Genomic DNA, 18,618 nt, shown 5'->3' with positions numbered 1-18,618 from the left:
CAATACTCAAAAAGTAGGGATCGAAGCGCGCAATGGCTCTGATGACAAAACGCAATTTTCTGATTGGCGGGGCGGCTGTGGTGGCTGGCGGGTTTGGCGCAGCCGCCTATCGGCTTAAACACCCTGCGCTGGTTCCTTTGGGTTACGATTTCACTGCGGACGAACTGGCAACGGCGCGGTCATTGCTGGAAAAATATCCGTCGATTGATGCCCATGCCCATCCGGGGAGAACCTTCGTTAGCGGAGCAGAGAATGTTTCGGGAATGTCGCGTGCGGCGGTCATATTGGGCTCCTTCGAAAGCCGCAGCATCGGCGATATGCAGGCCGGAGGGCTGACAGCGGCAGCCTTTGCCGCCGTGGCCGATTTTCAGGCGATTGGCTTTGTCGATGAAGGGCTCGCCGCGGTTCGTGATTTTGAACCCGGCGAAGCATGGGCCAGCTATCAGCGGCAAATTGCCAACTTACAGCAGTTGGTGGACAGCGGGCTGGTCTATCCGGTCAGGTCGGTGAGTGATTTTGCCGCCGCGCGCAAAGCTGGCAAACCCGGCGCGCTGTTCACGGTTGAAGGCGGGGATTTCCTCGAAGGCAGGGCCGATCGCGTGGCGCAATCTTATGCTGATGGCGTGCGATCCGTCACGCTGATGCATTACCGCACCAATGAACTGGGCGACATCATCACCGGCACCCCGGTTCACAATGGCATTACCCCGGCAGGTATCGCAGTGGTCAAAGCCATGAACGATGCCGGGATGCTGATCGACGTCGCCCACGCATCCGAAGCCACCGCTTTCGGGATAATCAAGGCCTCATCCCGGCCGGTCATGGCCAGCCATGTCCATATCCACCCGGCGAAGGCTGGCGGGATCGACCATCCCCGCTTTGTTTCACGCGACCTGGCGTTGGCCGTGGCCGAAACCGGCGGCGGTCTGCTGGGGGCGTGGCCGGCGGGGATCGGTATCACCGATCTGCGCGGCTTCGTTACCCGGACGTTCGAATTGGTCGACGCGGTCGGCATCGATCACGTCTGCATGGGCACGGATATGGATGCCAATTACAAACCCGTGTTCGATACCTATGCCCGCCTGCCCCATTATGTGGCCGGATTGCTGCGCGGCGGGATGGGGGAGCCTGACATTGCAAAACTGATTGGCGGCAATTTCCTGCGGATCATGGCCGCTGTTGAGCCCCGGCAATCCGTCTGAATAATTACTGCGCCTGCATGATCGGCGGCGCGGCGGGGATCGGGGTGCCGGTCAGGATTGCGGTTTCCTGATTGGCGAGGATGCCGACCACCTGCGTCCACACCGCGACGTTCTGACGCAGCTGGGCCTTGTCGATCTTGTCGAGCGTGTCGTCGGGCGTGTGGTGCAGATCGAAATAACGGGTGCCGTCCTGTTGCAAATCTACCAACGCGCCCTTCTGATCGCGCACGATGTTGAGATCGGCCCCGCCGGTGGCGACTTCGTTGCTGGTTGATACGCCAAACCGGGCGACCGCGCTGGCGATGCGTTTGTGCAAGGCGGGGTTGGTCTCACGGAAATTGCTGTCAAAGCGCCAGATCCGGTCAGCGCCGAAATCGCTCTCGATTCCAACAGCGATAGGCTCGTCCAGGTGCGCCTTGCTATAGGCTTGGCTGCCCCAGAGGCCGGTTTCCTCCGCGCCTGCCATCAAAATACGGATGGTGCGCAGGGGCTGGCCTGAATGTTTCACGTGAAACGCTGCCGCTGCGATGATCCCGCAGCCCGCGCCATCGTCAAACGCGCCGGGCGCATTCCACCAGCTGTCGATATGGCAAGCGAGCAGCACCGGCGGGAGCGACGGATTGCGCCCCACTATCTCGGCCACCACGTTGCCGCTTTGGGTCTGGCCGATCTGGCGCGGGTTCATTTCGAGCTTCATGGTGACGGGACGGCCCCCAGCGCGGGCGAACATCCGTTCAAGGTTCTCGGCATCGGGCAGGCTCAGCGCGCCTGCCGGGGTCGGCTTCACACCTTCAGGAAAGCTGGTGCCGCCGGTGTGCGGGTTGCGGTGGTAATCGGTGCCGACCGACTTGATGACAGTGGCAATCGCGCCCTTGCTTGCCGCGATCCCTGCACCAACCCAGCGTGCAGGCCCGGCGAAGCCATAGTGCGAGCCATCCTGCGCCGGGCGCATCTGGTGGCTGATATAGGCAATCTTGCCTTTCAGGCTGCCTTCGGGCGCGGCGCGCAGGTCGTCCACCGTGCGGAAGAACACCACTTCAGCTTCGATCCCGCCAACAGGCGTTGCGGCAGAATTGCCGAGCGGCAGGACAACCATATCCTGAGCGAACGGTGCGGTCACGCGGGCGCGGGCGATGTCACCGGGCACCCAGGTGTCCATCATGAACGGCTCATCCGCGACATTGGCAAAGCCCTTGGCCGTCAGCCACGCCATCGCCCATGCGCGGGCGCGCGCCTCAGCCTCGGTCCCGGCCTGACGCGGGCCGACTTCTGTGGTGATCCCCTCGACGAAGTCCCATGCGACACGGTCGCTTTCCAGCGCGATGTCGGCCTGCGCCTCCAGCGTGGGAGACTCGGCAACAGCGGCAGTGGACAGGACAACGAGCGAAAGCGCTGACAGCGCGGTGATGGTGCGGTTCATGGGCAGCGTTGCTATCGCCGCGCGGGGCACGAGTCTAGCCGCTTGCCCTTGCCTCTGCCCTTCCCTATCTGCGCAGCCAAACCTCCCAACCCGATTTTTCGATCCCAAAAGGACTGATCCGATGGCCGCGCAATATGCCTTTGTCATGAAGGACATGACCAAAACCTTCCCCGGTGCCCAAAAGCCGGTGCTCGCCAATATCTCGCTGCAATTCTATCAGGGCGCGAAGATCGGCATCGTCGGCCCCAATGGCGCGGGCAAATCGACGCTGATGAAGATCATGGCGGGGGTCGACAAGGACTTCACCGGCGAAGCCTGGCCGGGTGAGAACATCACCGTCGGCTATCTGGAACAGGAGCCAGAACTCGATCTGACCAAGACCGTGCTCGAAAACGTCAAGGACGGCGCGCGCGGGGTCGCCGACATGGTTGACCGTTTCAACGAAATCAGCGCGCTGATGTGTGAACCGGACGCCGATTTTGAAACACTCGGCGCGGAAATGGGCGAATTGCAGGACAAGATCGACGCGGTTGACGGCTGGACGCTCGACAACCAGCTTGAAGTCGCGATGGAGGCCCTGCGCTGCCCGCCGGGCGATATGGGCGTGGAAAGCCTGTCGGGCGGGGAAAAACGCCGCGTCGCGCTCACCCGGCTGCTGATCCAGAAACCTTCGATCCTGCTGTTGGATGAACCCACCAACCACCTTGATGCAGAAAGCGTGCAGTGGCTGGAAAACCATCTCAAGGAATATGCCGGCGCGGTGTTGATGATCACCCACGACCGTTACTTCCTCGATAATGTGGTTGAATGGATCCTCGAACTCGATCGGGGCAGCTACTACCCCTACGAAGGCAATTATTCGACCTACCTCGAAAAGAAAGCCAAGCGGCTGGAGCAGGAAAGTCGCGAGGAATCCGGCAAGCAGAAGGCCCTGCAGCGCGAGCTCGAATGGATTCGCCAGACCCCTGCCGCGCGTCAGACCAAGTCCAAGGCGCGTGTCCGCAAGTTTGAAGAATTGCAGAACGCGCAGGATAATCGTTCGCTCGGCAAGGCGCAGATCGTGATTCAGGTGCCCGAGCGATTGGGCAGCAAGGTGATCGAGGCCAAGGGCCTGACCAAAGCTTACGGCGACAAGCTGTTGTTCGAAAACCTGTCGTTCATGCTGCCCCCGGGCGGCATCGTTGGCATCATCGGCCCTAACGGCGCGGGCAAATCCACGCTGTTCAAGATCATCACTGGCAAGGAACAACCCGACAGCGGCACGATCGAGATCGGCAGCACCGTGCACCTTGGCTATGTTGACCAGAGCCGCGACCATCTGAATCCAGACAACAACGTGTGGCAGGAAATCTCCGGCGGACACGATTACATGACGGTCAACAAGCAGGAAACCTCGACCCGCGCCTATGTAGGTGCGTTCAACTTCAAGGGCGCGGATCAGCAGAAAAACGTCGGCAAACTATCGGGCGGTGAGCGCAACCGCGTGCACATGGCCAAAATGCTGAAGCAAGGCGGCAACGTGCTGCTGCTCGATGAACCGACCAATGACCTTGACGTCGAAACGCTGGGCGCATTGGAAGACGCGATTGAAAACTTTGCGGGCTGCGCGGTGGTAATCAGCCACGATCGCTTCTTCCTCGATCGCCTCGCCACGCACATCCTCGCGTTTGAAGGCAACAGCCATGTCGAATGGTTCGAAGGCAACTTCGAAGCCTACGAAGAAGACAAGCGCCGCCGCCTGGGCGATGCGGCAGATCGCCCGACCCGGTTGGCTTACAAGAAGCTGACGCGGTAGGATTGCCGGGAGCCTGCCCCCGCTTTGAGGTGGGGGCAGCGCAACCGCGCCAACTCACGGCGTGACCCAGCGCCCCTGCCACTCTGCACCCCCATCCGCGCGGGTAAACTGTGCGCGGATGTGGCCGGTGTGGGCCAGATACAGCCAATCGAGCGCGGTGATGGTGATCATCAGCAAGGCGAAGTTCTCACGCGCGGGAATTAACTGCGCATCGTCAGGCTCAACCCCCTCAAACTCCGACGGCAGGCCTGAAGTGGGGTGCTGCGAAGGCGCGCCCGGCCCTTCCCCCAGATAACACCGCCGCGCGAAATTGGTGCTGGTTGCCCAGGCGCTGTCCAGCTGCGGCCCGGTGGTGATTATCTGCCCTGTCCCGCGCGCGCGGATCTGGATTTTGGCGTCCCTGTCATAAAATAACACCGCCACGCGCGGATCGGCTGCGATTACCTGCGCCTTGGGGGAGCGCGCATCGGTATGCAGGCGCAGCCTACCCGACTCGCGATCGAAGGCGCGCAGCACCATTACCCGCGCATCGACATCACCAGTAACAATAACCGGCGTTTGCATCGGTGATTTGCGATCACGCGCCGCGCGGATCAGGCGGGTGAGGCAATCGGTGCGAACAGCGTCGAGCGTTTCAAACATGGCCTTTTCGCCTTTGGGCGCGCGCCATTGGCAGTCAAGTTGCTCTGTCTCGATTTGAAACGCCATTCATATTATTGACATTTTTTCTGAACATTTATGCGATGGTTCATCCCTGCGACAGTCTCGACAGGCTATGTCCGACTCATCAACTAGCCGCTTGTGGTGGATCGGCGACACTGGAGGCAACAACGATGACAAACCTTTTCTTCAAGGGTGGATCGCTGGCAGCTTTGGCGCTCGCACTCACCTTATCGCTACCCGCCACACCTGCCGAAGCGCAGAACCGGGCTGACAGGGGCAGCGAGGCGCGCGCGCAGGCCCGTGCCGAGCGCCCGCACGTGCGTAGCGAAAACCGCAGCGAACGTAAACAGGCGCGGGCGCAAAACCGCCAACGTCAAGGTCAGGCGCGAGCGCAGCGGGTTGAACGCCGCAGCGAAGCGCGCGCTAATCGGGTCGAACGACGCGGTGATATCCGTGCTAGCCAACTCAATCAGCGCGGTCGGGATCGCGCCGCCGTCCGCGTTGATCGTCGCAGCGAAGCGCGGGCCAACCGTATTGAACGGCGCGGCGATTTCCGGGCCAATCGGATCGAAAATCGCACTGATCAACGCGCCAATCGGCATCTCGCCGATTATCGCAACGACCGGCAGCGTTGGAACAATGATCGCAGCGATTTCCGCAGAGGGGATCGCAGTGACTTCCGTCGCGGAGATCGCAGTGATTACCGTCGCGGAGATCGCAATAACTACCGCGATTCAGATCGCCGCGATTACCGCCGGTGGGATCGAGGCTGGCGCGGCAACCGCAGCTACAACTGGGCCGATTACCGGCGTGCCAACCGATATATTTATCGCCCCGGTGCGTATTATGCGCCGTACCGCTCTCACCGTTATAGCCGCTTGCAAATCGGCTTCTTCCTTCACAGCGCGTTTTACCAGCCGCGGTTCTTTATCAGCGACCCTTATTCCTATCGCTTGCCGCCCGCTTATGCCCCCTATCAGTGGGTGCGTTATTATGACGACGTGCTGCTTGTCGACATGGCCACAGGCGAAGTGGTGGACACCATCTACGACTTCTTCTGGTAAGCGGATCAGCGCTGCTGATCACACCCCGCCGGAGCGATCCGGCGGGGTTTTTCGTGCCGCGTCAGCGCTTGACCGATCCAAACGGCAGCATCCGGAACAGCGTTCCATCCTTGTCGATGAAGGTATGCTTCAAGGCCGCCAGCACATGCACCGCAATCAGCACCAGTAAAGTGGTTCCGGCGATGGCGTGAAGATCAAATATCTCTCCGGCCAGATCGGGGTTCACCGGCACTGGCAGCGCAGGCACTTCCACCACGCCCCACACACTGATCGGCGAACCATAGGTCGACATCGCAAACCACCCCACCAGCGGCATCACCAGCAACAGCGTGTACATTGCCAGATGGGTCGCCTTGGCGAGCATCTTTTCCCACGGGGCGTGGCTGGCGATCTGCGCGGGCGGCGGGTTCATCTGCCGCCAGATAAACCGTGTGGCCACCAGCAAAAAGATCACCACGCCCAGCGCAAAGTGATTGCCCATGATCTCGCCGCGCGCCTCACGCGTCGGGGCCAGTTCGGCCGCTTCGGCAATTCTCCAGGTCACGATCACCGCAATCGCTACCAGCCAGTGCAACGTCATTGCGAGGCCCGAATATTTGGTTTTTGGATTAAGGCTCATACCATTGCTCCCATGATCCCCCGTATTGGCGTGCCTAGCACGCCTGCGCCGCAGGGCAATGCGCGGCGATACTTGCGCGCCCGGCGCGGCTTACTAGGCCGTGCGCCATGACCGCGCCCGCCCCCGCCCCCGATCAGAGCGCCCTCGCCCGCGTCGGTGCCAGCGTGCGTGCAGCTAAGAACCTTACAAGTATAGATTGTTTCTAAATTGCAACTGAATTACAAAATCATGTTGCCCGCTATATTTGAATGATGTATATCAACTGAGCACAACCACTTAATGTGGCGTGCGTGGGTCGCTTCCGTTGCAAACAAGCAGAGGGGGGACTCAAGATGAAAATCATTCAATACATTCCAATTGCTGCCGGAATTTTGTTTTCCGGACAATTACTTGCTAGCGAGCCGCAGGCTGGCCCCGATCCATTGCAACCGGTTTTGACTATTCTGCCCGCACCTGCGGTAGCTGAGTCGAATCCGCGTGCACCTATTGTTCAGGTGCAACTTTCGCCGGATCAATTGGATCGCGTCACCGCCGGACTCGGTCGTGACAATGTGGCGACCCAGCCTTGGGCCGCGCTGATCGCTGCGGGATTCAGCCTGCACCACAACAGCAACGCGGATAAGGGCCTGATCGATCACGCCGGCCACCTCGGCACTGCGGTGCCGAGCACCGTGCCCAATTCGATCTGCCTTGCATTCTGCTGATTGCCTGCCGCCAGCCTGCTGCGCGTCGCGGCGGGCTGGCGGCATCCATCGTTGAACCTAAAATCAAAGGAGCTTATCATGAAAATCATTCATACCGCACTGATCGCCTCAGGCTTTCTGCTCTACGGCCAGACACTCGCCGCCGAACAGCAAGAACCGGCACCAGCGCCCGTCGCAGAAGAGGCGGCTGTGGCACCCGATGCGCAACCGCATCCCGTGCAGCTTTCGCTCACCGAACTTGACCGGATCACCGCTGGCGATCTGGGGCTGCCCAACGGCAAGGTGATATTCACAGGGTTCGACAACGCCGCGCCCGGGGATTTCCACCCCAACTTCGACCGCTCGCCAACAGGATCTGATGCCTCGGGCAACGAAGGGCCGTGGAGCGCTGCATTCAACAGCCCGTCTATCGAGTTCTTGTGCTCGATCTGCTGAAGCAGCACGGCCTGCGGGGAAGCCAGTTCGCGCTTCCCCGGGGCCGGTTGCAATCTGGCCCGGCCAGCACGCGCTGCATGGCGGCGTGCGGACTCGCCTGCGCGCTACTTGCAGGCTCGCCAGCAGTAGCGAGTGCGCAAGCGCCGGTTACCTCACTGCTCGAATTGCGGCGCGAGAACGTCGTCCTCCAGCAATGGGACATCAGCTGCGGCGCGGCGGCGCTGGCAACGATTTTGAACCACCAGTTCGACGACCCGGTGAGCGAGCGCGAAATCGCCACCAGCCTCATCAGCCGGGCGGAATATCTCGCCAATCCACAAATCATCAGGGCACGGCTCGGCTTTTCGCTGCTCGACCTGAAGCGTTTCGTCGATGCCCGCGGCTATGAGGGGATCGGCTATGGCCAGCTAGATCTAGATCAGCTCCTACAGATGGCACCGGTGATGGTCCCGGTCGAACTGCAGGGCTATCGCCACTTTGTGATCTTTCGCGGTGTCAGGGGCAACCGCGTGCTGCTGGCAGACCCGGCCTTCGGCAACCGCACCATGCCGATCGCGCGGTTCGAAGATGCGTGGATCGACGACGAGAATCTGGGGCGCATCGGCTTTGTCGTCACCCGGCCGGGCCAAGCGAGCACTGCGCACAGGCTCACGCCGCAAGACAGCGATTTCGTGATGCTGCGCTGATGGTGCAAGCGCTTTGGGGGGGCAAGCGATGAAACGCCAGGATATGATGATGGCTGCGATATGCGCCGCGCTGCTTGCAGCGCTGCCATACCCGGCCACGGCGCAGGAAGCCGATAGGGACGATAGCGCGCAACTGCTACAGCACGAACTTGCGCAGCGCGACGCAATCATCGCTGATCTTCTCGCCCGGGTCGAGCAGCTTGAATTGGCGCTGGCCGGGCAAACCGGTCCGCAATTGCAAGCCGCGCGCGCACCGCAAATGGCGCCTACGAACACAGATCCGGTCATCGCATCGGGCGCGCCCGATCCAGCGCCGGCCTACACCGGTGCCGATGCCGATCGCGCGCTTGAGCGTACATTGGTCCAGGCCGGTGCGCTGTTGCTGCCCGGCGGTGCAATCGAGATCACGCCGCAATTCGGATTTGTGCGCCAGGTGAATTCCGCACCTACCTTTATCTTCGAGGACGATGCGACACTGATCGGCACCGCAGAACAGCGCCGCAACCAATATATCGCCGGACTGTCGCTGCGCATGGGGCTGCCGCTCGATTCTCAGATCGAAATCAGCCTTCCCTATCAGTTCGTCGATCGCTCGCTTGTCACCAAGGTTGGCTTCGGCCCGATCGGCGCTACCAGCCAATCGCGTTCGGCGTTCGGTGACGTGAGCGTGGCACTGGCGCATACGCTGCTGCGCGAGCGGGGATGGTTGCCCGATCTGGTCGGGCGGCTGAGATGGAACACGGGCAGCGGAAAGTTCGAAGACGATGGCGTGGCGCTTGGCGGCGGCTTCGCCTCGCTCGGCGGGTCGCTCACCGCGATCAAGCGACAGGACCCGCTGGTTTTCGTGGGCAGCGTTTCCTATGATTCATTCTTCGCCGAGCAGGCGATCGATCCGGGCGATGTTGTGGGCGTTTCGCTCGGCACGCTGCTTGCAGCCAGCCCGGAAACGTCGCTGCGCTTCACTTTCGATCAGCAATTCCATTCACCATTCCGGTTCGGCGGCATGCCGGTCGACGGGTCAAGCCGGACAGTCGCGTTTCTGACAACCGGGGCCTCCTCACTGCTCCATCGCGGCGTACTGCTCGATATCGCCGCGCGGTTCGGGCTGACAGAGGACAGCCCCGACTATGCCCTGGTGATTTCGCTTCCCGTCAGGTTCTGACGTTACCACGCCCTCGCGCGCGTTGGGGCGCGCGGCTTGCTGATAATGAAGCCGTCTGCCCAATCGCAAACGATGCGGTCGAGGCAGGCGGCGCGACGATGTTCAGCGCGCTCGGTATTGAAATCACGCCTCAGCCCGGTGTGCTGCTGATCTGGAACAACGCCCTGCCCGATGGTTGCCCCAACGATGCCACGTTGCACGCCGGGTTGCCGGTGGAACGGGGCGCGAAATACGTCATCACCAAATGGTATCGCACCTGCGCGGGGAATCACCGTCGGTCGAGCGCCTCTGCGATCAATTGCCGGGTTGGTGCGCTGCCGTAAAGCGCGATGAAGCTGCCCATGCGCGGGCCTTGTTCGCTGCCCAGCAGGGTTTCGTACAGCGCCTTGAACCAATCGCGCAGATTGTCGAACCCGAAGGCTTCCTGCTTGCCGATTTCATAGACGATGGTCTGCAAATCCTCGGCACTGGTGGCCGGATCGGCGTCAGCCAGCGCAGCATCGAGCGCCTGCAACGCCGCGACTTCGCCGCCCACCGGCGCGCGCTTGTGCAATGTTGGCGCGACAAAATCGCGGTTATAGGCGAGCGCCTTGCCCACCAGCACGTCCAGCGCCGGATGCACCGCCGGATCGGCATCCGCAACATAATTGCCAAGGTATGACCACACCGCTTCGCGCGTCGCACCTGCGCCCAGCACACCCACAAGGTTCAGCAGCAGGCTGAACGGCACCGGCAGCGTATCGCCCGCACCCGGTGCCTGTGCGCCTTCGTGCCGTTCATTCGTGCGCAGCAGGTGCCACACCGGGTTGCCCAATTGCTTGTCGATTTCCTGCCCCGGCAAGGCCGCGCGGAACTGCCAGTAATCGTCCACCGCCTTGGGGATCACGCCCGCGTGCAATTGCTTGGCGCTCTTGGGATTGGCGAAGATGTAATAGCCCAGCGATTCCTCGCTGCCGTATTGCAGCCATTCATCGATGGTCAGGCCGTTGCCCTTGGACTTGGAAATCTTCTCACCCTTGGCATCGAGGAACAGCTCGTAGATCAGGCCTTCGGGCTTGTGTCCGCCAAGCACGCGGGCGATTTTACCCGATTGAATGCCGCTGTCGGTCAAATCCTTGCCATACATCTCGTAATCGACGCCCAGCGCGACCCAGCGCATCGCCCAATCGACCTTCCATTGGCACTTGGCCATGCCGCCCAAGGCGGATTGTTCGACGGTGTTGCCGTCTTCATCGGTGAAGCGGATAATCCCGGCGGCGGCGTCCACCACGGCAATCGACACCTGCAACACCGCACCGGTGGTTGGCGAAATCGGCATGACCGGCGAATAGGTCTGACGGCGTTCTTCGCCCAAGGTCGGCAGCATGATGTCCATGATCGCACCGAAATTGGCGAGCACGCCCTTCAGCGCGTCATCGAACCGGCCCGAATTGTAGCAATCAGACGAGCTGACGAACTCGTATTCAAACCCGAACTGGTCGAGAAATTCGCGCAGCATCGCGTTGTTATGCGCGGCGAAACTTTCGTATTCGGTGCCAAACGGGTTGGGAATGCGGCTTAACGGCAGGCCCATGTGCCGCGCCAGCATATCCTTGTTCGGCACATTGTCGGGCACCTTGCGCAAGCCGTCCATATCATCCGAAAACGCCACCAGCCGGGTGGGCTGTCCGGTCAGCGCTTCATAGGCGCGGCGCACCAGCGTGGTGCGCAGTACTTCCTGAAATGTGCCGATATGCGGCAGGCCTGACGGGCCATAGCCGGTTTCAAACAGCACTCCGCCGGGCTTCCCCTGCGGCAACCGCTTGGCAAGCCGCTGCGCCTCCTGAAACGGCCAGGCCTTGGAGGATTGCGCGGCGGTGATGAGAGCTTCGGGCGTGATGGTCATAGTGGGCGGGCTATTAGGCAACCTCGCCTTGGTTGCAAGCGTGCGTTTACATTCGCGCCTGCCTCGCCCATTCAAGGCGGCGTGACGCCCCTCGCTGCCCTGCCCGATCCCATCAGCCTGCCCGCGCTCCATGCCAGCCACGGCGGCCATTGGCTGCGCGCCGCCGGTGGGCCGACCAATGCCGTGTCGAAAGGCGATGCGATCATGGCCGCCGCCGATACCCCCGTGCTGCTGATCAATGCGCCTTTGGTAGCGAGCCGTTTGGGCTATCCCGATCTGTCAGGGCTCGACCTGCTCGAAGCCTTCGCCTTCATCCACCCAGCGCGGTTCTGCGTGCCGACCCCGCGCGGGCTGGCTGAGGCGCTCGGCTTGCCTATGCCTGTGGGTGACGAGGGCGTGCCCGAACTGCTGCAACGCGCGGCAGGCGCGCTGGTTGCCGCGTGCCGCGATCCCGAATGGTGCGAACGCGAAGGCGCGTGGAGCGCGCTGCAATCGCTCGAACGGCTGCGCTGGCCGTGGGCGCAAGTGCTCAAACCCCACATTGCCAAGCCTGAACAGGCCGAACGCTGGCTGTTTGCCCGCCTGCCCGAATGGGAGGATGCCGCCGAACGCCCCGCGCCCCGGCAGGTCGAACTGACGGCGCCCGCCGTGGCCGATCAACTGGCGCGGCTGACCGGCGCAGGGGCCGAACAGCGCGATGGACAGCGCGCCTATGCGCAGGATGCCGCGCGCGTCTTTGCCCCGCGCTTGGCCCCCGGTAGACCCCACCTTGCCCTCGCTCAGGCAGGCACCGGGATCGGCAAAACGCTAGGCTATCTTGCGCCTGCATCGCTGTGGGCGGCGCAAAGCGGCGGCACGGTATGGGTATCGACCTTCACCAAGAACCTGCAACGCCAACTGCGCGCCGAAAGCCGCCGGGCGTGGCCTGCGCGGCGCGCCGATGGATCGCCCCCGGTGGTGGTGCGCAAGGGGCGTGAAAATTACCTCTGCCTGCTGAACCTTGAGGACGCGCTGCAAGGCGGATTTGCAGGCCGCGCGGCGATTTTGGCGCAATTGGTGGCGCGCTGGGGCGCTTATACCCGCGATGGCGACATGGTCGGAGGCGACCTGCCCGGCTGGCTTGGCACGCTGTTTCGCAAGCGCGGCATCGCGGCGCTGACCGACAGCCGGGGCGAATGCATCTACGCCGGGTGTCCGCATTACCGCAAATGCTTCATCGAACGCGCCGCGCGGGATAGCGCGCAGGCCGATCTGGTGATCGCCAATCATGCGCTGGTGATGGTCAATGCCGCGCGGGCCAGAGATCCGGCGCAGCGCCCGACGCGGCTGATCTTCGATGAAGGCCATCACGTGTTCGACGCGGCAGATTCGACCTTTGCGGCGACGCTTTCTGGGCAGGAAGCGATCGAACTGCGGCGCTGGATCATCGGGCCGGAGCGCGAGGCGCGCGGGCGCAGGCGGGGCCTTGCCGCACGGCTCGCCGATCTTGCCAGCTATGACGAGGCCGGGGCCGAAGCCATTGCCGCCGCGTGCAAGGCGGGGCTGACGCTGCCGTCGGAAGGCTGGTTGCAACGGCTCACCGATAACGCACCCTTCGGCCCGGTTGAGGCGCTGCTCGGCGCGGTGCGCGCTGCGACCTATGCCCGCGATGAAAGCGGCGGGATCGACGCAGGCTACGCCATAGAGACCGAAGCGGCGGGCCTGCCCGGAGACGTGATCGAAGCCGCCGGAGCCGCGGGCGAGGCGCTCGCCGCCATTCGCGTGCCGCTGATCCGGCTCGGCGGGCGATTGGAGGCGATCCTTGCCGATCCGCCCGACTGGCTCGACACCCAAGGCCGCGCCCGCATCGAAGGCGCGCGCTTTGCGCTGACATGGCGGATCGATCTGATCACCGCGTGGGAGGCGCTGCTTGACCGGCTCGGCGGCCCGGCTGACCCCGAATACGTCGATTGGCTGGCGGTTGACCGTTCCGACGCGCGCGAATTCGATGTCGCGATCCACCGCCGCTGGCTCGACCCGATGAAGCCGTTTGCCCGCGTCGTGCTCGAACCCGCGCACGGGGTGCTGCTGACCAGCGCCACACTGACCGACCGTGCGAGTGATGATGATCACTGGGCGAGCGCGATTGCGCGATCCGGCGCGGCGCATATCGACAGCGCGCCGCTGCTGTCGGCGGCGGACAGTCCGTTCGATTACGCCGCCCGCGCCGAGGTGCTGATCATCACCGACATCAAGAAGGGCGATTTGCCCGCACTCGCCGGGGCTTACGCGCGGCTGATCGAGGCGTCGGACGGCGGGGTGCTAGGCCTGTTTACTGCGATCCGGCGGCTGCGCGCGGTCTATGGCCGGATTGCCGATCGGCTCGCGCGGGCTGGCCTGCCGGTCTATGCCCAGCACGTCGATCCGATCGACACCGGCACGCTGGTCGACATTTTCCGCGATGATCCGCGTGCCAGCCTGATCGGCACCGATGCGCTGCGCGACGGGGTGGATGTGCCGGGGCATTCCTTGCGCTGCGTGGTGCTGGAACAGGTGCCGTGGCCGCGCCCCGACATTCTCCACAAGGCGCGCCGCGCGGCGGGTGGCGGGAGCAAGTATGACGACCGGATCATCCGTGCCAAGCTGGCCCAGGCCTTCGGGCGGTTGATCCGCAGCAAGGATGACGCGGGGCATTTCGTGGTGCTGTCACCCGCCTTTCCCACGCGGCTGCTATCAGCCTTTCCGCCGGGCACCCCGGTGCTGCGCGTCACGCTGGAACAGGCTTTACAACGCGTCGCCGCTGGTGTTGGAGGCATCGACGCCGTCCCCGTGCGAGGAGCCTTGCTGCCATGAAGATTCTCGGCCTCCTGCGTCACGCCAAGTCCGATTGGGACGACACCAGCCAGCGCGATTTCGACCGCGGCCTGAATGCGCGCGGACGGCAGGGCGCAAAGGTGATCGGCGATCATATCCGCGATCACGGCGTGACATGGGACAGGCTGATCGCCAGCCCGGCGGTGCGAGTTAAACAGACGCTCGACGCGGCGCTGCCAGCCGTCACCCCGGTCTTCGACCAGCGCCTTTACCTCGCCAGTTTTGACTCCATCGCCGAAACGATTGAGGCCCATGCTGGCAGCGGCGCGGATGAGGCGCAGGCGCTGCTGATTTGCGGGCACAATCCGGGATTGCAAGACGTGTTGCTGGAACTGGTCGCGCCGGGCAAGGAAAACGACCTGTTCCGCGAGGCGGTGGTGAAGTTCCCCACCGCGACCTACGCCGTGCTCGAATGCGATATCGACCACTGGGCTGATCTCAAACGCTACTGCGCCAAGCTGGTGCATTTCGCCCGCCCGCGCGATCTTGACCCGGCGCTGGGGCCTGAAGGTTAGGGGCCTGAGAGTTAACTCACCGGCACCAGATTATCGTCCGAATCCCGGTCGATATAGAAGTTGTAGGGATCAACCCCGGCAAACAGCGGCTTCTTGGCAGTCACCACTTCGATCACCTGACGACCCGCACGGATCGGTGAGCGTTTCATCGACAGCACGTTCGCGCGATCGAACGCGCTTGTTTCGGGCCGCGCGGTGAACAGGCCGACTTCGATATCTTCGGCCAGTTTCGCCGGCGTCTCCTTGCCCTTACCGTCAGCGTAAAACTTGCCTGCTTCGATGGTGATGCGGGTGCTCCAGCGGCCATCGACCAACTGCGTGGTCACTGCCTCTTTCGCTTTCAGGTCATAGATCGTGATCCGCTCGAACAGATCAGTGATCAGCGCCTGATCTTCGGGCGTGATCGCTTCTTTGCGCAATTCGGCAATCAGATCGAGGCTGCGCGGGTACGGCGCGCCCTTGAACTTGTAGCGGGTAATCAACCGGGCCAGCGCGCGGTTGACCGCATCTTCGCCGAGCCGATGCTGGAGCAGATACATCACCAATGCCCCCTTGCGGTAATGGATGTGCCCCTGATTCTCGACCCGCAGCAGCGGCTGTTCGTCCAGCACATCGGTTTTGCGCCCGCGGAGATATTGATCGAGTTCATATTTCAGGAACCGCCGGATCTTGTCCGCGCCATACAGTTCTTCCATCACCATCAGCGCGCTGTATTGCGCCAGCGTTTCGGACAGCAGGGTCGATCCCTGCATATCGCCGCCGACCACCTGATGCGCCCAGTATTGGTGGCCCAACTCGTGCGCGGTGACGTAGGAGACATAATCGATGGTTTCCGGGTCGCGCACATCGGCGGCAAAGCCGATGCTTTCCGAATAGGGCATCGTCCCTGCAAACGCCTGCGCAAATCCCGCATATCCCGGGAATTCGATAATTCGCGCATAGCCGAACTGATACGGGCCGAAATTTTCGGTGAAGTATCCAAGCGAGGTCTTCATCGCCGCCAACATCGCAGGCACGTTCCACGCATGGCGCGGATCGTGATAGACCGACAATTGCACGTCCCCGAAAGTGTCCTCAGCCACGGCATAGCGCGCCGATTGCACCGAGAAGAAATTGAGGATCGGGGCCGGGCTTTCAAACACCGCGATACGGCGACCGCCCTTCACTTGATCGGACACCTTGTTGCCCGGCGCAATCGGCACCTGATCGGCGGCAGTGCTGATGGTGATGCGCGAATTGACCCAGTCTGCGCTGATGTAGTTACGGTTCTGCGCCGCAGTATCTTCCAGCTTGGCGGTGCGCAGTTCATCGGGCAGGCCTTGGCGGCGGCGCACGGTGCGATCCTGCAACAGCCCGCGCCTGTCCATGCCGATTATCGGAGCGAAGGCTCCGTTGTTCACAAAGGTGCCGTTATCGACAATATCGGTCGCCGCCGCGCCATTGGCGAAACCGCGCCGCCACAGCCGCGAACTGAAATCAAGCCGCGTGGTCGCCCCCGGAGCCAGCGGCGTATCAAACCGGTAAATGCGGTAGTCAAACTCCGCGTCATGGCTGGTCAGCGTGGCTCCGGCAATCTCCAGCCGGGTGAATTCCAGCGCATCATCGCCCTGCCGCACGTGCAGTTCGGCAATCGGCTGCGCAGTATCGTTGCGCATCAGATAATGGCCAGCCACCTCCATCCGCCGTTCATCGGGATAGACGTCCACGGCAAATTCAACATCGGTGACGACCGGACGCGGCAGGCTTTCGTATTTGAGATATTTGCGTTCATAATCTGCGGCCTGCGCCTCGCGCTCATCAGCGGTCTGATAGGTGTTGAGCACCTTGATATTTTGGTGGATGACAAGCCCTGTGCCGATCATCCCGCCGACGGCTGCCAGCGCCGTGGCACCCGATGCCAGCGTGATGCGCCGCCCCATGCCCTTTAGCCGGGGCCACACCGCCGCCACCGTGCCGCGCGGCCAGGCCCAATGCGCCATCACCAGCAGCAGCAGCCCGAAACACGCCCAATAGGCCCGCGCAATCAGCCCGCCGACCCAGAACCCGCCGGTGCCGTTCATGTCGCTGAGCGGTTCGCCCGGCCCGCCGCCGAACAAATAGAGCATGTTGGTATAGCCAAGGTTCGACAGGAAAATGCGGCTGACGAACCACACCAGAAACAGGCCCCAACCGATATATTTGTTGGGGCTGAGCACCTGAAAAAACACCGCCAGCACCGCCAGCAGCAGCAGGTCAATGCTCTGCGGCAGGACATAGGCGCTGAGATATAAGCCGACATCAATGCTCGGCGCGCCCAGTACGATTTGATACAACACGCCGGCCACCATCCCTGTCAGCGACATCGCCAACAACACCGCGAATATCGCCAGAATCTTGGGCACGAACATCACCCAGCCGGGCACAGGCGCGGCGTCGATGATTTCATTGATCTTCACGTCACGCTCACGCCAGACCAGCTCGCCGCCGTAAAATACCGCGACGATCAGCGTGAACAGGGCCATGCCGCCGATGACCGACGTGATAACGTTGGCGGTCAGCGGATAGGACGGCGTGCCGTAGGTCGTTTGCGAGAACACGAGGCCAAAGGCCGTAAACGCCAGCGCGATCAGCAGCAGCACGATCAGGCCGGGACTTTTGATCACCAGCATGGTTTCAGTCTTCAACCGCGTCCAGAAACTCGCCAGCGCGTGGCCGGTGCCAAAGCTGCGGCGTGCAGGCGCTGTAAGAACCTGTGGCTGCACCGCCTCAGCCTTGGCCGCGCGGCTTGCCTGCTTCGCCAGCCGCCGCTGCCGCCAGCGCGACGGCGCGCGTTCAGTCATGCTGAATCGCCACCAGGCAAGGCCAAGGAACAGCGCCGAACAGCCCAGCACCAGCAACCGGTTGATCAGCAGATTACCTTCGAACGGGATCGCCCGCGTGTTCATCTCTGCCGCCGTCCAGTAGCGCGAAATTTCGCCAATCGCGCCAAGCGCCATCGGTTCAAACCGGGCGAGCGCGTCCTGATATTCAGGCTCATTGCCCAGCACGGCGCTGGTGGTAAGATAACCCATCACCAGAATGAGCACGCCGATATAGCTCGCCAGCATCGACCGCGTGATCGTGGCGAGACTGAACAGCAGCGCCGATGACAGGATCAAGTTGGGGATGGCGATGACAAGGAACGGCCAGGCATAGGTGGCAAATCCGCCCGGCCCCACAGTTTCCGGATCAACCCACGGCATCGCTGATCCCAGCGCAATGCCCAGCGGCACCGCCATGTAGCCGAGGATCGCGATCACCAGCCCACCCACGAACCGCCCGGCCAGAAACTGGCTGCGTCCCACCGGGGTGGCGCGGATCATCGGCCCGAACCCAGTCACATCATCGCGCACCACCGCATTGGCGACGAAAGAGGTGATCACGAACAGGTAAAACAACCCCAGCAACGCAAGCGCAATGGTGATCGCAAACGGCGAGTTTTCATGCACCGCACCCGGCGTGCCGATGCTGACATTATTACTGGCCGCGACCCCGAAACCGATGAGGAAAAAGATCGCTACCGCCACCCAGAACACCGGGTTTTTCAATTGGTAACGGATTTCAAATGTGGCGATGGAGGCGGTCAACATGGCGGGC

At 62.5% G+C, this 18,618-nt stretch carries 14 protein-coding genes and 1 pseudogene; 10 read left to right on the top strand and 5 right to left on the bottom strand.

What is annotated here, in order from left to right; translation table 11 throughout:
- Positions 1–32: 32 nt before the first annotated feature.
- Positions 33–1,202, top strand: coding sequence for a dipeptidase (locus tag ABIE62_RS03380; RefSeq protein ID WP_354323550.1), 1,170 nt, complete (start codon positions 33–35; stop codon positions 1,200–1,202).
- A gap of 4 nt (positions 1,203–1,206) precedes the next feature.
- On the opposite strand, the gene ABIE62_RS03375 is transcribed toward ABIE62_RS03380, so the two are convergent.
- Positions 1,207–2,622 carry a M20/M25/M40 family metallo-hydrolase gene (locus ABIE62_RS03375; protein WP_354323548.1) on the bottom strand — a complete coding sequence of 472 codons (1,416 nt, stop codon included), beginning with the start codon at positions 2,620–2,622 and terminating at the stop codon, positions 1,207–1,209.
- 121 nt (positions 2,623–2,743) lie between these two features.
- Between ABIE62_RS03375 and ettA the strand changes: the two genes are divergently transcribed.
- A complete protein-coding gene (gene ettA / locus ABIE62_RS03370; RefSeq protein WP_354323547.1) occupies positions 2,744–4,417 on the top strand; it encodes an energy-dependent translational throttle protein EttA in 1,674 nt (557 codons plus the stop codon).
- A 54-nt stretch (positions 4,418–4,471) separates the two neighbouring features.
- Here the strand turns inward: ettA and ABIE62_RS03365 are convergent, their stop codons facing one another.
- The gene (locus tag ABIE62_RS03365; RefSeq protein WP_354323545.1) at positions 4,472–5,059 is read right to left on the bottom strand and encodes a pyridoxamine 5'-phosphate oxidase family protein; all 588 of its coding nucleotides are present in this window, start codon (positions 5,057–5,059) and stop codon (positions 4,472–4,474) included.
- A gap of 191 nt (positions 5,060–5,250) precedes the next feature.
- On the opposite strand from ABIE62_RS03365, the gene ABIE62_RS03360 reads away from it, so the two are divergent.
- Positions 5,251–6,144 carry an RcnB family protein gene (locus ABIE62_RS03360; RefSeq protein WP_354323544.1) on the top strand — a complete coding sequence of 298 codons (894 nt, stop codon included), beginning with the start codon at positions 5,251–5,253 and terminating at the stop codon, positions 6,142–6,144.
- A 61-nt stretch (positions 6,145–6,205) separates the two neighbouring features.
- Here the strand turns inward: ABIE62_RS03360 and ABIE62_RS03355 are convergent, their stop codons facing one another.
- A complete protein-coding gene (locus ABIE62_RS03355) occupies positions 6,206–6,763 on the bottom strand; it encodes a cytochrome b (protein ID WP_354323542.1) in 558 nt (185 codons plus the stop codon).
- A gap of 332 nt (positions 6,764–7,095) precedes the next feature.
- Between ABIE62_RS03355 and ABIE62_RS03350 the strand changes: the two genes are divergently transcribed.
- From ABIE62_RS03350 to ABIE62_RS03330, 5 genes and pseudogenes are all read left to right on the top strand, one after another.
- Entirely contained in the window at positions 7,096–7,467 is a 372-nt protein-coding gene (locus ABIE62_RS03350; protein ID WP_354323540.1) for a hypothetical protein, read from the top strand.
- Between the two features lie 78 nt (positions 7,468–7,545).
- Positions 7,546–7,902, top strand: coding sequence for a hypothetical protein (locus ABIE62_RS03345; protein ID WP_354323538.1), 357 nt, complete (start codon positions 7,546–7,548; stop codon positions 7,900–7,902).
- Positions 7,887–8,588: a C39 family peptidase gene (locus tag ABIE62_RS03340; protein WP_354323536.1), complete on the top strand. Its 702-nt coding sequence runs from the start codon at positions 7,887–7,889 to the stop codon at positions 8,586–8,588. The genes ABIE62_RS03345 and ABIE62_RS03340 overlap by 16 nt, the downstream gene beginning before the upstream one ends.
- A gap of 28 nt (positions 8,589–8,616) precedes the next feature.
- Positions 8,617–9,750, top strand: a complete 1,134-nt coding sequence (locus ABIE62_RS03335; protein WP_354323534.1) for a hypothetical protein — start codon at positions 8,617–8,619, stop codon at positions 9,748–9,750.
- A 71-nt stretch (positions 9,751–9,821) separates the two neighbouring features.
- Positions 9,822–10,073, top strand: a pseudogene (locus ABIE62_RS03330) (hypothetical protein); the annotation flags it as partial.
- Here the strand turns inward: ABIE62_RS03330 and ABIE62_RS03325 are convergent.
- Positions 10,019–11,635, bottom strand: coding sequence for a lysine--tRNA ligase (locus ABIE62_RS03325; RefSeq protein ID WP_354323532.1), 1,617 nt, complete (start codon positions 11,633–11,635; stop codon positions 10,019–10,021). The pseudogene ABIE62_RS03330 and the gene ABIE62_RS03325 overlap by 55 nt on opposite strands.
- Positions 11,636–11,839: 204 nt before the next feature.
- Between ABIE62_RS03325 and ABIE62_RS03320 the strand changes: the two genes are divergently transcribed.
- Positions 11,840–14,467, top strand: a complete 2,628-nt coding sequence (locus ABIE62_RS03320) for an ATP-dependent DNA helicase (RefSeq protein WP_354323597.1) — start codon at positions 11,840–11,842, stop codon at positions 14,465–14,467.
- Complete coding sequence (locus ABIE62_RS03315; RefSeq protein WP_354323530.1) at positions 14,464–15,003, top strand: SixA phosphatase family protein; 540 nt, start codon at positions 14,464–14,466, stop codon at positions 15,001–15,003. Before ABIE62_RS03320 ends, ABIE62_RS03315 begins: the two co-directional genes overlap by 4 nt.
- Positions 15,004–15,014: 11 nt before the next feature.
- Here ABIE62_RS03315 and ABIE62_RS03310 read toward each other — a convergent pair whose 3' ends face one another.
- Positions 15,015–18,611, bottom strand: a complete 3,597-nt coding sequence (locus ABIE62_RS03310; RefSeq protein ID WP_354323528.1) for an ABC transporter permease/M1 family aminopeptidase — start codon at positions 18,609–18,611, stop codon at positions 15,015–15,017.
- Positions 18,612–18,618: the final 7 nt, after the last annotated feature.

This window comes from Porphyrobacter sp. MBR-155 (assembly GCF_040547625.1).
Taxonomy (GTDB): domain Bacteria; phylum Pseudomonadota; class Alphaproteobacteria; order Sphingomonadales; family Sphingomonadaceae; genus Erythrobacter.
The sequence above is the reverse complement of the archived record's forward strand: the minus strand, read 5'-3'. Positions and strand labels throughout refer to the sequence as shown.